The sequence below is a fragment of the Pseudovibrio sp. W74 genome (genome assembly GCF_001623085.1).
Taxonomy (GTDB): Bacteria; Pseudomonadota; Alphaproteobacteria; order Rhizobiales; family Stappiaceae; genus Pseudovibrio.
The window spans coordinates 1-14,424 of the sequence record NZ_LMCJ01000001.1; the positions used below are offsets into that span (position 1 = coordinate 1).

11 protein-coding genes are annotated in these 14,424 nt (G+C 52.4%); 1 reads left to right on the top strand and 10 read right to left on the bottom strand.

Going from position 1 to position 14,424, the window contains the following annotated elements; translation table 11 throughout:
• Positions 1-76: 76 nt before the first annotated feature.
• Positions 77-1,000, bottom strand: a complete 924-nt coding sequence (locus tag PsW74_RS00005) for an SDR family NAD(P)-dependent oxidoreductase (protein WP_063290186.1) — start codon at positions 998-1,000, stop codon at positions 77-79.
• Positions 1,001-1,122: 122 nt separating this feature from the next.
• Here PsW74_RS00005 and PsW74_RS00010 point away from each other — a divergent pair, with 122 nt between their 5' ends.
• A complete protein-coding gene (locus tag PsW74_RS00010; protein WP_063290187.1) occupies positions 1,123-2,010 on the top strand; it encodes a LysR family transcriptional regulator in 888 nt (295 codons plus the stop codon).
• Positions 2,011-2,200: 190 nt separating this feature from the next.
• On the opposite strand, the gene PsW74_RS00015 is transcribed toward PsW74_RS00010, so the two are convergent.
• The 9 genes from PsW74_RS00015 to fliI form a co-directional block, all read right to left on the bottom strand.
• Positions 2,201-3,247, bottom strand: a complete 1,047-nt coding sequence (locus PsW74_RS00015) for a 4-hydroxyproline epimerase (protein ID WP_063290188.1) — start codon at positions 3,245-3,247, stop codon at positions 2,201-2,203.
• 86 nt (positions 3,248-3,333) lie between these two features.
• Complete coding sequence (locus PsW74_RS00020; protein ID WP_063290189.1) at positions 3,334-4,569, bottom strand: FAD-dependent oxidoreductase; 1,236 nt, start codon at positions 4,567-4,569, stop codon at positions 3,334-3,336.
• Positions 4,551-5,468: a dihydrodipicolinate synthase family protein gene (locus PsW74_RS00025; protein WP_063290190.1), complete on the bottom strand. Its 918-nt coding sequence runs from the start codon at positions 5,466-5,468 to the stop codon at positions 4,551-4,553. The genes PsW74_RS00020 and PsW74_RS00025 overlap by 19 nt, the downstream gene beginning before the upstream one ends.
• A 193-nt stretch (positions 5,469-5,661) precedes the next feature.
• Positions 5,662-7,161, bottom strand: a complete 1,500-nt coding sequence (gene glpK / locus PsW74_RS00030; RefSeq protein ID WP_063290191.1) for a glycerol kinase GlpK — start codon at positions 7,159-7,161, stop codon at positions 5,662-5,664.
• A gap of 306 nt (positions 7,162-7,467) precedes the next feature.
• Positions 7,468-8,991 carry a glycerol-3-phosphate dehydrogenase gene (gene glpD / locus PsW74_RS00035; protein WP_063290410.1) on the bottom strand — a complete coding sequence of 508 codons (1,524 nt, stop codon included), beginning with the start codon at positions 8,989-8,991 and terminating at the stop codon, positions 7,468-7,470.
• A gap of 307 nt (positions 8,992-9,298) precedes the next feature.
• The gene (locus PsW74_RS00040) at positions 9,299-11,572 is read right to left on the bottom strand and encodes a mechanosensitive ion channel domain-containing protein (RefSeq protein ID WP_063290192.1); all 2,274 of its coding nucleotides are present in this window, start codon (positions 11,570-11,572) and stop codon (positions 9,299-9,301) included.
• A 138-nt stretch (positions 11,573-11,710) separates the two neighbouring features.
• Positions 11,711-12,151, bottom strand: a complete 441-nt coding sequence (locus PsW74_RS00045) for a paraquat-inducible protein A (RefSeq protein WP_057461949.1) — start codon at positions 12,149-12,151, stop codon at positions 11,711-11,713.
• 237 nt (positions 12,152-12,388) lie between these two features.
• Positions 12,389-12,796, bottom strand: a complete 408-nt coding sequence (fliJ, locus tag PsW74_RS00050; protein ID WP_057461950.1) for a flagellar export protein FliJ — start codon at positions 12,794-12,796, stop codon at positions 12,389-12,391.
• 30 nt (positions 12,797-12,826) lie between these two features.
• On the bottom strand, positions 12,827-14,152 hold the full coding sequence (fliI, locus tag PsW74_RS00055; RefSeq protein WP_063290411.1) for a flagellar protein export ATPase FliI: 1,326 nt from the start codon (positions 14,150-14,152) through the stop codon (positions 12,827-12,829).
• Positions 14,153-14,424: the final 272 nt, after the last annotated feature.

The following is a 14,424-nucleotide window of genomic DNA, read 5'->3' on the forward strand; positions in this document are numbered from 1 at the left end:
TTCGGATAAAGATACGCAAAAACAAAGACTAAAGCAGTTCAGGTGTTTCAGCTTAAATGCGAACTGCTTTAGGGAATTAGATGAGTTGATGGACAGCCTGATTGGCGTTGTCCTGAAAACTGTGATTGTTGAGAGCAGAAAAGAGAGTGGCCTGATCAGTCAGCTTGCCGATAGCACCTTCGCCAGCACTGGCGTAGAAAACGCCGCTCTTGAACTTCGGGTCCAGAATACCGTCCACATAGCGCTTCGCACCAACTTCAACGCCATGCATCATGCCCAGCAAAGGCATCAGAACGCCGCCCACATGCTTGAAGAAAAGCCTCTTAACGAAGGGCATATCATCAAACCCGTTGGTGCCAGTGGTACCGCCCGGGCTCATGGTCACAAAGCGAATATGCGGGTGCTGACGAGCCATGGAAGACATCCACAGAGCGCCAATAAGCTTCACGCTCGCATAAGCATCCATTGGATCACTCTTTTTAGTAAACGTGCGCCCATCCGCCATAGCGCGGAACTCGTCCACGGACGCTTCTTTCAGCACTGGGCGGGCAACACCCATCTTAGGAATGCCACGCGCAGCTTCAGAACCAGCGTAAAGCACGGTAGAGGTGATCAACTGACGCTCAAGCATCTCGTCCACCAACACCACATGACCCAGCAGGTTCACGGCATAAATGTTGGTCACGCCATGTGCAGTCATGCCATTGGGCGACCGGCCACCCACGCCGCCTGCATTGAGAATGAGAGCATCCACCGGTGCCGCCATCTGGCTGATGGCCTGACGCACAGACTCCGGATCCATCGCGTCCATCAGGATAATTTTAAAAATTGCGCGTTTGGCCTCAGCTTCAAGAGCAGCTTTTGCTGCCAAAGCTTTGGCTTCATTGCGACAAGCGAGGTAAATCCTCTCAATACTGCTGGTCTTCGCAAGTTGTCGTGCCGCCTCACGGCCTAACCCTGCATTCGCACCGGTAATCAAAACAGATCTGATCGGAGACATTGCTGCGTTTCCTGTTGAAGTATGTTCGATGAAGGAAACGTACGCTGGTTGAATTTTGAAGTGTAGATAGGTAAAAATGGACGTTATGTTCCAAATTTGAACCACTGGGTATAGGCCTGATCATGCAAGAAAACTACGCTCTGAACTGGGATGATCTAAAGTACTTTCTGGCCGTGGCCCGCAGCGGAACACTGAGAGGCGGCGCAAACCTGATCCGGGTCAACCACACAACTCTTGCCCGACGACTGGAAGTTCTGGAAGAACGTGTTGGCAGCCGCTTGTTTGACCGCTCCAAGACAGGACTTGTTTTAACAGAACTGGGCGAAGCGCTCCTTCCCTACGCAGAGCGAGTGGAAGACGAGATGACAGCGGCCTCGCGCATCATTGTTGGACGAGATGCAGAGCCGCAAGGCACCATATACGTAACCATGCCCCACGGTCTGGCCATGACGTCAATCATGGATGATCTGGTCTTGTTTGCTGATAAGTATCCGGAAATCGAACTGAATCTGAACTTCACAAACAATGTCGCAGATCTGACCAGACGAGAAGCAGACGTTGGCTTTCGAATTGCCGATGAAGTGACACAAGACGTTGTGGGCCGAAAGCTTGTGCAGATGTCACAAGCAGCGTATTGCACGCGGGAATACGCTGAAAAGATCAAAGATAACAGGGGCGAAGGCCTGAGCTTCATCGGCTGGCACGAGGCGGAAGGCGAAACAACCGCTCCGTGGATTGAAAGTGGCTGCTACCCAAAAGCGCTCTTAAAGCACAGGGTTTCAGAACTGGTGCCGCTTATTTCTCTGGCCGCCGCAGGTTTGGGCATGGCCTATATTGCATGCAATTTAGGCGACAGGCATCCCTTGCTCATGCGTGCACCCTTCCAAAAGCCCATGCCATACCGCAGCATCTGGCTCCTCCTCCACCGCGACCTCCGCAACACCGCCCGCGTCCGCCTCTTCGTTGACTTCATAGCCCAACGCATCACCACCCGCCGCAACGAATTCTGAGTCGCTGGAACGACATCTGACAGCTAGAGCGCGTTCCGTTTGATTGGATTCAATCAAACGAGAAGAATTCGCTCCACCAAAGATGTCAGAGCACGATGCGTGAATGCTAATGAACGCGACGTGCTCTAATGTTTGGAAAGGTAAGAGTGCTTGCCAAAGCAAGAAACTCACTCTTGCCTACTATTCACAATCACTTTCCGTAAGTTCCCTTCTCCGGAAAGTGCTTCACACCGTCGGCTGCCAGTTGGAAGCCGGTCATGTAAGGGTCGCGATCGTCAAGGAAGAGGGTGTTGTAGCCGGTTTTGCGGGCCCAGCCTTCAATGGTTGGGATGATGCCGTCATGGCCGCCCACTTTGGCCGCTTCCTTCACACCACCCACAAACACAGACCCAATGATGGATTCATGGCGCATGGTGTCGCCAACCTTTAGCTCGCCCTTGGCGTAAAGGTGCGCAAGGCGGGCAGATGTACCGGTCCCACACGGGCTACGGTCCAGTGCTTTGTCGCCATAAAACACGGCATTGCGCCGATCAGCAGCATCAGAGGTTGGCTTGCCAGTCCATTGAATGTGACTGATACCGTGAATGCGCTCATCTTCGGCATGCGTCACGCAGTACTTCTCATTCAAAGCAGCCCGCAACCGTGGGCTCCAGTCGAGCAGCTGTGAGACACCTACATTCTCAAGACCCGGAAAGTTTTCCTGCTCTTCAACAATGGCGTAGAAGTTGCCGCCATACGCCACATCAACGCTGATCTCACCCACACCCGGCAGGTCAACGCTCAAACCAGTCTCTGCCAGATAGCTTGGCACATTGGTCAGGCGAACACTCTCAACATATCCGTCTTTTTCAAAATACTCGGCAACCACAAGACCAGCAGGCGTATCCAAATACACCTTGCCCGGCTCACGAGGCTCAATGAGCCCCTCTTCCAGCGCCATAGTGATCGTACCGATGGTGCCGTGCCCACACATGGGCAAACAGCCGGATGTCTCAATAAACAGCACCGCCACATCACAGTCAGGCCGTGTTGGAGGAAACAGCATGGAGCCGGACATCATGTCGTGCCCGCGCGGCTCAAACATCAGTCCGGTTCTGATCCAGTCATAGCGCTTGAGAAAATCCGCCCGCCGCTCCAGCATATCATTGCCGCGCAAGGCTGGCGTGCCGCCCGCAACCAGTCGCACGGGGTTACCGCAGGTATGCCCATCAACACAGAAAAAACTCTTGGAGACCAAGCTCCCCTCCCCTTATTCCATGGCATCAATGCAGGATGCCGGCGGTCAACCGATGGAGCCCTCTCTCTCCTCCGGCAGAACCGCGCTTAAAATCGTTGAGCACTGTAAAGTGCGCAATCTAATTTTGGTGTTTCACCGCAAATCAGGTCACTAACCAGCTCAGCCGTAATGGCTGCCTGTGTGAGCCCATGATGACCATGCCCAAACGCATAAGTCACGCGGTCGCTTTGTTTAGAATGCCCGATCACCGGCAAGGTATCCGGCATAGAAGGCCGATGTCCCATCCAGCGAATGCCGTTTTCACGGTTCAGGCCGGGTAACAAACGAGACGCCTTCTCGGCCATCGCGTCAGCCCGTTTCCAGTTGGCTTCCATCTCCAGCCCGCCAAACTCAACAGCACCGCCAACCCGCAATCCATGAGAAAGCTGCGTCACAGCAAAGCCAAGTCCTGGCACCATAACAGCATGCTTCAAAGCAACATTCGGCTCGGAAAACGTGGTGTTGTATCCGCGCTCCGTTTCCAGCGGCACCTTGTCTCCCAACTGAGCCGCCAGCGTCTTGGACCACGCACCACAAGCAATCACCGCATGATCGCTGAGGATTTGCTCTTCAGCTTCCAGATGCAGAACAATGTGATCGCCCTGCGGCTGAACATGGGAAACCGATTTCTTGAGGATCTTGCCACCGTTGCGCTCAAAAGCCTCTGCAAGGCTCAGGCACAGGGCATGCGGATCATCAACACTCATCCATCCCGGCACCAGTGCTCCGCCAACAACATTCTCAGAAAAATCAGGTTCTAACTCACGGATCTGGTTGCCATTGAGCTCTTCAACCTCGATGCCATGCTCACGTTGCTCCTGCCAGCCCTTGCGAACACCCTCAATCTGACTGTGCTCGGTATAAACCTCAAGACAGCCCTTCATAAACACATGATGCCGCGTGCCTGAGGATTGCCACAGCCGTTCCCATGCAGGCAGCGAAGCCTTGTTGATCGCAGCTTTGCCAAGAACACTGTGTTTCAGTTTGTCAGGAAGCGATGCCCGCGAGAACCGCAGCATCCATGGCAGGATCTTGAGTGCATAAGCAGGGCGCACAGAAAGTGGCCCCAGCGGGTCTAACAGCCAACCGGGTATTTTCCGCCAAATGCCCTTGGATGCCAAAGGCGCAACGTCGGTCCATGCAATGCCAGCCGCGTTCCCACGGCTGGCCATTTCACCCGGACCATTGCGGTCAATCAGAGCAACCTTATGGCCTTCTTGCTGAAGGCGCAGGGCTGTTGCCAATCCAACAACCCCGGCTCCGATTACATGGATGTGTCGCATAGCTCTTTAAGCTCCGGCAGTTCCGGGCGGCATGCAACTGCATCTTCCACCACCTTGATGACACGCGCACGCTCCGCACCGGACAAAGCCAGACGTGGCGCACGAACACGGTCATTAGAGCCGATAGCGACCATCTCTGCCAACTTGATATTTTGGACTAGATTGGTGGAGACATCCAGATCCAGCAGCGGACGGAACCAGCGGTAAATCTCAAGCGCTTCCTGATAGCGGCCAGCTTTTGCCAGTTTGTAGATTGCCACAGTTTCGCGTGGGAAAGCTACAACAAGGCCAGCAACCCAACCATCAACGCCCATCATCAGGCTCTCAAGCGCAAGGTTGTCAACGCCGGTCAGCACCTTGAAACGATCGCCAAAGCGGTTGATCACTTCTGTTGCGCGGCGAATGTCATCGGTGGACTCTTTCATCGCAACAATAAGCGGCTCGTCTGCCAGCTCAGCGAACATATCCAACGTCACATCAACGCCGTAAGCAACCGGGTTGTTGTAGACCATCACCGGAACACCTCCAGCTTTGGTAACAGCCTTGATGTGCGCCACAGTCTCATGCGGTGCAGAGCGGTAGGGAACGCCCGGCAGAACCATCAGACCATTTGCACCAGCTGCCGCTGCATCTGCCGCTGCTTTCATCGCGCGGCGTGTGGAGCTTTCGCACACAGTCATGATAACGTGTTTGGACCCACAAACCTTTTTGGCAAGCTTGAGAATTTCGATTTTCTCTTCTGGCTCCAGCGCCATCGCTTCACCAAGAGAACCGCAAACAATGATGCCATCGCAGCCAACGTCCATCTGCAGCTGGAAGCAACGCTCCATCTCTGCAAAATCAAGCTCATCGTTCTCTGTAAACTTTGTTGTGACAGCCGGGTAAACACCAGTCCACATTTTGATTATCCTCACCTGTGATATATTACAGGCAATATGACCTTCAATCCTCCAAAGGTCAATACTGTGATATATCTGAAAACAAATAAATCCAGGACCACAGTGGAAAAGCAATAAATTCAGCAAGTTAATAACGCTGCGGAAAGTGTGTAACCGGCAATCCGACACCTCCCGCAGCTTAATACTATATAGCTCAGGAGGCCTGAGAACGGGTCCGGGAAACCGCGTCATGCCAACCAGAGAGTCGCTTCTCACGCTCGGTCGCGTCCATGTTCGGCTCAAAACGACGGTCCAGATGCCAGCGCTTGGAGAATTCTTCCATGCTCGGCCACACACCCGCCTTCATACCAGCAAGCCACGCAACACCAAGCGCCGTGGTTTCCTGAACAACAGGGCGATCCACCGGACGGCCAAGAATGTCCGCAAGAAACTGCATGGTCCAGTCAGAAGCAACCATACCGCCATCAACGCGCAGCACGGTATCGCCGTTGAGTGGAGAGCCCATATCGGACGATTTGGAGTTGATCAGATCAACAGTCTGGTAGCCGACACTTTCCAGTGCCGCCCGCGCAATCTCATCCTGACCAGTGGAACGGGTCATACCAAAAATCGCAGCCCGTGCTTCTGGGTCCCAGTAAGGAGCACCCAAACCAACAAACGCCGGAACCAGATAGACATGGCTTTCCGGATCCGCATTTTCCGCCATCAACTGCGTCTGTGCAGCAGTTTCGATAATCTTCAGCCCATCACGCAGCCACTGCACAGCAGCACCCGCAATAAAGATGGAGCCTTCCAGCGCATAGGTCGTTTTACCGTTGAGGCGATACGCAATGGTAGAGAGCAAACGGTTCTTGGAATAAACCAGCTCTTCACCTGTGTTCAGCAATGCAAAGCAGCCGGTGCCATAAGTGGACTTCACCATGCCCTGCTTAAAGCAAGCCTGCCCAACCGTTGCCGCCTGCTGGTCGCCAGCCACACCATAAATCGGCAACTCGGCACCAAACAGATCAGCTGTGATTGTGCCGAAGTCATCCGCACAGTCTTTCACGTCCGGCAGCAGGCTCTTCGGGATGTTCAGCAGAGTCAGCAGCTCGTCATCCCAGCGGTTCTCGCCAATGTTATAAAGAAGAGTACGCGAAGCGTTTGTCGCATCTGTCACGTGAGAGGTGCCACTAGTCAAACGCCAGATCAGCCAGGTATCCACTGTGCCAAACGCCAGTTCTCCAGCTTCCGCCCGCTCACGCACGCCCTCAACATTGTCTAAAATCCAGGCAACCTTAGTGCCGGAGAAATAAGGATCGAGCAGCAAACCTGTCTTGCTGGTGAACAGCTCCTCATGACCAGCCGCTTTCAGCGTGCTGCAGAAGGCGGAGGTTCGGCGGTCCTGCCAGACAATCGCATTGTAAACCGGCTCACCGGTCTTGCGGTCCCAGATCAGCGTTGTCTCACGCTGGTTGGTAATGCCCACGCCGATAATCTGCCCGGCAGCAAGGTCAGCGCCGGACAAAGCCTCACGGCATGTCTCAACAGTCGTCGACCAGAGGTCTTCAGGATCGTGCTCTACCCAGCCTTCATGCGGAAAGTGCTGCGGAAACTCCCGTTGCCCGACACCCACACTTTCAAAACTGTCATTGAAAACGATCGCACGCGTTGACGTCGTCCCCTGATCAATGGAGAGCACCCACCCTGTCATTTATTCCTCCCGGAAGAGGGTTTCCCTCTTCGAAAATCCAAATTGGCACCAGCTATTTTTCTGAGGCGCCGAAACAATCTACAGCGCGTTCCGCTTGATTACTCACAATCAAGCGATAAGAATTCGCTTAAGCAAACAAATTAGAGCACGGCACGTAAGTGAGAATGCACGTGATGTGCTCTAATGATGAACGTAGAATGTCACGTACCAAAATACAAAGGTCAACCTTTGTGTATACCATCCCATACAAGGCGCCATGACATAAAACAGGCTCTGCCTTTCACCAGGAAAAACAGAGCCTGAAACTTAACCAGCCATGCGGCTCGCTTCAAAGTAGCTGGCAAGGTAATGCTCAAGCACACCTGCAGCTTCCTTCGGCAGATGCAATCCCAGCTTGGAACGCCGCCACAAAATATCATCAGCCGTGACCGCCCATTCCTGCTCAACCAGCCAGTTCACTTCGCAGGCATAAAGATCACCGCCAATATGCGCGCCCATCTCAGCACTGGTTTTCGCATACCCGAGGATCTTCATGGCATCAGAACCATAAGAGCGCACCAGACGATAAGCATGGTCATGCTCAAGGAACGGATAAGCTGATTTCAAAGAAGCAACCTTCGCACCAAAATCACCCGGCTCAAAGTCACCACCCGGCAAAACGCTATCTTTGGTCCAGCTGTTCTTCTTGGCAGCTTGAGGCAGATAATCCGCCAGCTTCTCCAACGCATGCTCCGCCAGACGGCGGTATGTGGTGATCTTGCCACCAAACACGCTCAATAATGGAGCCTTGCTCTCACCCTCATCCATCTCAAGAACATAATCACGCGTCGCCGCACGCGCTTCGCTCGCACCATCATCATAAAGAGGACGCACACCGGAATAGGTTCGCACAACCATGTCCGGGGTCACTTCTTTAGAGAAGTACTCACTCACCGCGCTGCAAAGATAGGCAACCTCATCCTCAGAACAGGAAACCCCTGCCGGATCATCCTGATAATCAACATCTGTGGTGCCGATCAGCGTGAAATCATCCTCATAAGGGATCGCGAAGACAATACGGCCATCCGCATTCTGGAAAATGAAGCTGCGATCATGGCCAAACATCTTCGGTACAATGATATGGCTGCCCTTCACCAGACGCACATTCGCCTGACTGTTGAGCCCAATGGCGCCTTTCAGAACGTTAGACACCCAGGGCCCAGCCGCATTCACCAGCGCTTTGGCCTGCACCAGCTCGCTCTTGCCGCTCACGCTATCGCGGATTTCAATCTCCCAACCACCAGCGGTGCGGGAGGCGCGGACAACTTCAGTGTTACGGCGAATTTCAGCACCACGTGCAGCAGCATCACGCGCGTTCAGCACAACCAGACGTGCATCATTCACCCAGCAATCGGAGTATTCAAAACCGCGCGTGAAAAGAGACTTCAAGCCATCATTGAACGGAGCGCTGTCCAGCGGCACAGTCTTTGTTGCCGGCAACAGTTTACGACCACCCAGATGGTCATACATGAACAGACCAAGACGCAGGAACCACGCCGGACGCAAGCCTTTATGGTGCGGAAGAATAAAGCGAAGCGGCCAGATGATATGCGGCGCCATGTTCAAAAGAACTTCGCGTTCCTTCAAAGCTTCACGAACAAGACGGAACTCATAATATTCCAGATACCGCAATCCGCCATGGATCAGCTTGGTCGAGGCCGAAGAAGTCGCGCTTGCAAAATCAGTCTTTTCCGCCAAAAAAACTGAAAGTCCGCGACCAGAGGCATCACGAGCAATGCCGCAGCCGTTGATCCCGCCCCCTATGACAAATAGATCATAGCTCTTACTCATGGTCTTGCTCATGACTGGCCCCTCAATGTCACGGTTCTCGCCAGTGAATCCGTGATAGCACGCATATTCATTACGTCGAACCTATTCGAATATTTTCGAAAGTCAACGAAACCTATTATCATATATATGTATTAAAACGAAACTCCCATAAGCAAGCAAAAAAATCGTCTGTTTGGCTTATTTCTCTCGTCAATTTGTTTAACACTGGGCAACAACAAAAAGGCGCGTTCGTGATCAAAACGAACGCGCCTTTTTCATATGAAACCGAAACTGCGTGGTTTCGGTATCTGATTCAATTCAGATTACATCAGTTCTGACCATCCTCTTCCGAGGTATTGTCACCTTCACTGCCCGCAGCCTTGGACCCACGCCCTTTCGCTAGCGCAGCTTTCTGCTCAACCTGAGGAACCTCCTCTGGCTTGCTGTCGCCTGCCACATGGTAGGTCACTTGCGGGAATGGAATATCGATGCCGCGCTCGTCAAACACGACCTTCAGATACTCATTATAAGCCCGCCCGATTGCCCACTGGCTGCCCGGCAAGGTTTTGATGCGGGCCCGGATGTTGATGGCAGAGTCACCAAACGCCGTAACACCATGCATTTCCAACTCACCAAGGATCGCAACATTGTGCGGTGTCTCTTCCAATCGGCGGAAGGCTTCCTGCATGGCCTCTTTGGCCACCTCAATATCCGTGTCATATCCAACACCCATAACCGAAACCGCATAAGCAAAGTCACGGGTAGAGTTAGAAACACTCGTCACGGAAGAGAACGGAATGATGTGTGACGTACCATTGAGATCACGCAGTCTGACACTGCGAATGCTTAAGCGCTCAACGGTGCCACTAATACCGCCAACCTCAACAAAGTCCCCTTCATTCATTGCATTCTCAAGCTGAATGAAGGCCCCTGTAATCACATCTTGCACCAGCTTTTGCGAGCCAAATGAGACCGCCAGACCAACAACACCAGCACCTGCAATCAGTGGCGCGATCTGAATGCCAAGCTCTGACAGTGCCAGAAGCGTGAACATCACGATCATCAGGATTGAGAGTGCATTGCTGAACAGCTGGAACAGCGTCTTGGTGCGGCTGGACACTGTCTTGCCTTCCCGCTCCAGAATGCGAAGGTCGATCCAGGACATGATCGTCAACCACAGAGCAAAGCCGATCAGAATAACAATAACCGCAGACATCAGGGAATTCGCAAAGGAGATCCCGTCACCCGCCCAGATCCACTGCCAGAAATTGCCAACACCCCAGACTTCCAGAACACCAATGATCACACAAAGACCCACGATAACTCGCAGCACCATGCAAACAGTCGGCAGGAAGGAGTTCAGGCGTTTTTCAAACGTCGGCAACACATGGTCCAGCGCATCGTGAAGGTCGACACCCTTACGAATAACGCGTGTCAGCAACATCATAATGCCCAGCCCGATGAAGATCACAAGCAAGGACATTGCGCTGGTTCTGGCAATATAGTTGATGGCATCAAGCGGCGTACGCAGCCACGCGACCATGATCGCAAACACATACAGCAGAGCCAACAGATGCCAGACAAAGCCCAGCCCCTTGAAGAGCTGAACAGAGAAGTTGGCTCCGGTAAAGCTCTCAGCATACTTGCGAATGGCATGGCGCACCCGCAACCGTGACCGGAGAATAATCGCAACAAGATAGATAAGACAGACCAGCACAACGGTGACACGCACACTGCCTGCCAACTGCGAAGAAAAGTTCACCCCAACCATAGGCACGGCCAGACGAACACCAAACCCAAGGATGCCGACAATCAGGATCAGATGTCGGGCCCAAAAAACAGCCTCCGGATCTGAGAATGGCAGCAGACGGAAGGAAGGCCTGTGCGGTGCAAACACAAACCGGATCACAACACGCGACATTTCAATCAGGAAGAAGGCATTGATGGCAAACAGCTCAACATTGTTGATGCTCTGCACCGTCGGATCTGTCGAGAAAATATAGGCCGATAAATAACCGACACCAGACGCAATACCGACAAAGGCAGCATCAAAGACAGACGTCACCGCCAGCAACCCAACACGGAAGAAAAGGGAATGAGCCTCTGGCCCTTTCTCATGCCGCCGCATGTAGGCTGTTGATGCCTTATGTAAGATAATCAAGATGAGGTAAGCAGGTAGCAGCACGCGAATAATGCTGAAAATACCATCCCACAATCGCGAATGGTCCACCTTTGACTGGCCGTCCAGCAAGTCCTCATAACCGGATAATCCGGAGATGATGAGTGTGCCAAAGTCATAAAAACTCGAAACACCATCCTGCACATAAGTCCCGATCTGCGCCGCAATCGTTGCTTTGGCAGCCGGGTTTGCTGTGGCCGTGGATGCCCCGGAACCAGACGAGCCATTGGCCTGCTGCTCCTGCAAAATTTTGACAAGTGCCTCACGCCCTTTCGGGTCTTCAAGCACCTTGATCAGGGCTTGCTTGGCTTGCTGCACATCAGCCCCGCCCTCAGCAGAAGTGGACGAGTTTTGAGCCTGCGCAGAACTGGCAAAACTGAGAAAGACCGCAGCAAACGCTGCGATTAGAAACCGGAAAAGCATGGATCACCCAGAATGGTAACGAGCAAAAATCAAGCGAACACTATCGCTTTACACCATAAACGAGAAGATCCAGTGAAGACAAACCGACAAAATAACCCTGCGCAATCAGAGTTTTTGACAGATGAAAGCATGCATGGGTTATCTGGCAACCCGTCCAACCATGAATGCAGCAGTCGCCGTTGAAAGGGTCGCAGCAGCATAAAACCACAATCCCGGCAAAACCTGAGCACTGGCAAGCCCGCTTGTCTTGGCTGCAAAAATCACCAAGGCCACCAGCATCACATCCATCATAGACCACTTCCCAAGATAGCTGAGCGCCCGAAGCCACTTGCTGGATGACCGATGCAATGCGGAAATACCGAGTACGAGAATCTTCAGAGCAGGTAGAAAGACAGAAAACACAAAGACAAGCCCGGCAATTGAAACCTCACCTTCGTCATAGAGCCCACCAATCACCTGCAACAGGCTTGGCGTATCCTCCAAAAAATAAAGGCGCTCCATACTCAAGAGTGGCAATGTCAGCCCCAGACCGAACGAAAACGCGGCAAGTGGAATTAAAAACCCAAGTAAAACAGGCATAAAGGCTCCTGAAGCGTATTCCCGAAAAGTGGACACTGCTCAGTTCTCAGCGCGAGACCTGGACGCAACAACCTATAAATAAACATTGGTGAAATGAAAGCAACCACGCGGTATCGCACCGCGAACAGGCGCAGTGCGATCAATAAAGGATTATGAAGAGGTTAAGACCAGTTCGGGTTATCAGAGTATCAGGTCATTCCGACTAAGAACGAGAGACACCCTCAACCTCGGGAAGAATTAGCGACGCGCCATCCGCCCCGCAATGTCGTCCATTCCGTCTTGTTCAATCGCATCCATGGCAGCACGTTGACGCATTTGGTCACGCTCATCCATCAACTCGATCTTTTTCAACTCGGAAACAGCGTCAGTCAGCTCGTCCTGCGCTTTCTCAAGCTGAGACTTCAATTCCTCAGTCGAGTGCTTTAGGTTATCTCGGCGCTGTGCAGCCGCGCGAGCGAAAGTCGGATACGCAAAATGGCTGATATCATCAATACCAACACGCTTTTGCTCCTGAACAATCTGGTTCTCCAGATCTTCAGCCATTCGATCAAAATCACTCAACATCGTTTCAATCTGAGTCACCTGACGGCGCTTCTCATCAACATTGAACTTCTTAAGCTTCAAAAGGCCTTCACGATTCTTCATACGCAATACTCCCTTTACCGGAGAGTGAGCTTACGCCTGAGTCATTTCCAAAAGATGAGCAAGCTGGAAATATCCCTCTTCAATTGTAGTTTTTTCCCCCTTCATTTGCCCCAAATACGCTTCAAGGGCGTCATTTTTGGCAATTGCCTCATCAACAAGGGGGTCTGCACCTTCTTTATAGGCACCCAGACGGATCAGTTCTTCCATGTCCGCATAAGCAGACATCAGCTGCTTGGCACGCCGAAGAATCGGTAGGGCTTCTTCAGGCACACAACGTGGCATGGTTCGACTGACGGATTTTAGCACGTTAATAGCCGGGTAGCGACCACGCTCTGCAATCCCACGCTCCATAACAATATGCCCATCCAGAATACCGCGAACAGCATCGGCCACAGGCTCATTATGGTTGTCGCCTTCCACCAGCACAGTAAAGAGAGCTGTCACTGCGCCTTTGCCAACAGCACCTGGTCCAGCACGCTCCAGCAATTTCGGCAATTCAGTAAAGACGGTCGGCGTATACCCTTTAGAGGTCGGCGGCTCACCAACAGAAAGACCAATCTCACGCTGCGCCATGGCAAAGCGCGTAACAGAGTCCATCATACAAAGAACATTCTTGCCTTCATCACGGAAATATTCAGAGAGAGTAAGAGTAAGATAAGCCGCTTCCCGACGCATCAAAACGCTTTCGTCAGACGTTGCGACAACAACAACAGATTTCGCCAGCCCCTCTTCACCCAGATCATCCTCGATGAACTCCTGAACCTCACGTCCACGTTCACCAATAAGACCAATGACAGACACTTCTGTTTCCGCGTTACGTGCAAGCATGGACATAAGGACCGATTTACCCACGCCAGACCCGGCAAAAATACCGAGGCGCTGCCCCTGACAACACGTTACAAAACTATTAAGGGATCTCACACCCAGGTCGATCGGGCTCCCAACGCGGGCTCGTTCTGCAGCCGGAGGTGGTGAATCACGTAATTTTCTCGGGATCGAACCGAATGGAAGAGGTCCTTTTCCATCGATCGGCTCGCCTAAAGCGTTAACAACACGCCCTAGCCAGGCACTCGATGGATGGACAATACTCTCGCGTGAAATCAGCTTCGCCTTACTACCATGACGCACACCATCCAGCTCGCCAAATGGCATACAAAGCGCTCTTCCGTCTCGAAACCCGACGACTTCAGCTTGAATTGACGCTGCGTTCTCCCCTATTTCTATTAGTAGACGCGCGCCGACGCTCATGGCGTAAACAGGCCCTGCAACTTCAATCAGAAGTCCCTTAACTGCTTCTACTCTCCCGTAAATTTCGGTTGGGAGGCATGATTCGATTTCTGCAAAAAGCGAGTCCAAAACAGATTCCCTATTAATCATTTTCGTCGTTGGTAACCGATCGTTTACGCTTCTGCTTAATGTTATTGGGGAGACTTTGAATGGCGTATAGCCCTTTCAAGGAAACGAAGCGTCTAAACATGGCTTTCAGTAGCACTTGATTCGATTGAAAGCCAACCGGTCTCAAATTGGTGAACAGGAAAGGTTACACCCTTGAATTCTAGGTTGTACCCAGAGAACTGTTCTACGTGAGAGTAAAACGCTTGCGGTAGCGATTCGAGTTCTGTTAACCA

Bases quoted from the DNA above. Each gene is read 5' to 3' on its own strand.
- fliJ (WP_057461950.1), bottom strand. From the start codon at position 12,796: ATGAAGAATCGTGAAGGCCTTTTGAAGCTTAAGAAGTTCAATGTTGAT.
- PsW74_RS00025 (WP_063290190.1), bottom strand. From the start codon at position 5,468: ATGTGGACTGGTGTTTACCCGGCTGTCACAACAAAGTTTACAGAGAAC.
- PsW74_RS00010 (WP_063290187.1), top strand. From the start codon at position 1,123: ATGCAAGAAAACTACGCTCTGAACTGGGATGATCTAAAGTACTTTCTG.
- PsW74_RS00040 (WP_063290192.1), bottom strand. From the start codon at position 11,572: ATGCTTTTCCGGTTTCTAATCGCAGCGTTTGCTGCGGTCTTTCTCAGT.
- glpD (WP_063290410.1), bottom strand. From the start codon at position 8,991: ATGAGTAAGAGCTATGATCTATTTGTCATAGGGGGCGGGATCAACGGC.
- PsW74_RS00045 (WP_057461949.1), bottom strand. From the start codon at position 12,151: ATGCCTGTTTTACTTGGGTTTTTAATTCCACTTGCCGCGTTTTCGTTC.
- PsW74_RS00020 (WP_063290189.1), bottom strand. From the start codon at position 4,569: ATGCGACACATCCATGTAATCGGAGCCGGGGTTGTTGGATTGGCAACA.
- glpK (WP_063290191.1), bottom strand. From the start codon at position 7,161: ATGACAGGGTGGGTGCTCTCCATTGATCAGGGGACGACGTCAACGCGT.
- PsW74_RS00005 (WP_063290186.1), bottom strand. From the start codon at position 1,000: ATGTCTCCGATCAGATCTGTTTTGATTACCGGTGCGAATGCAGGGTTA.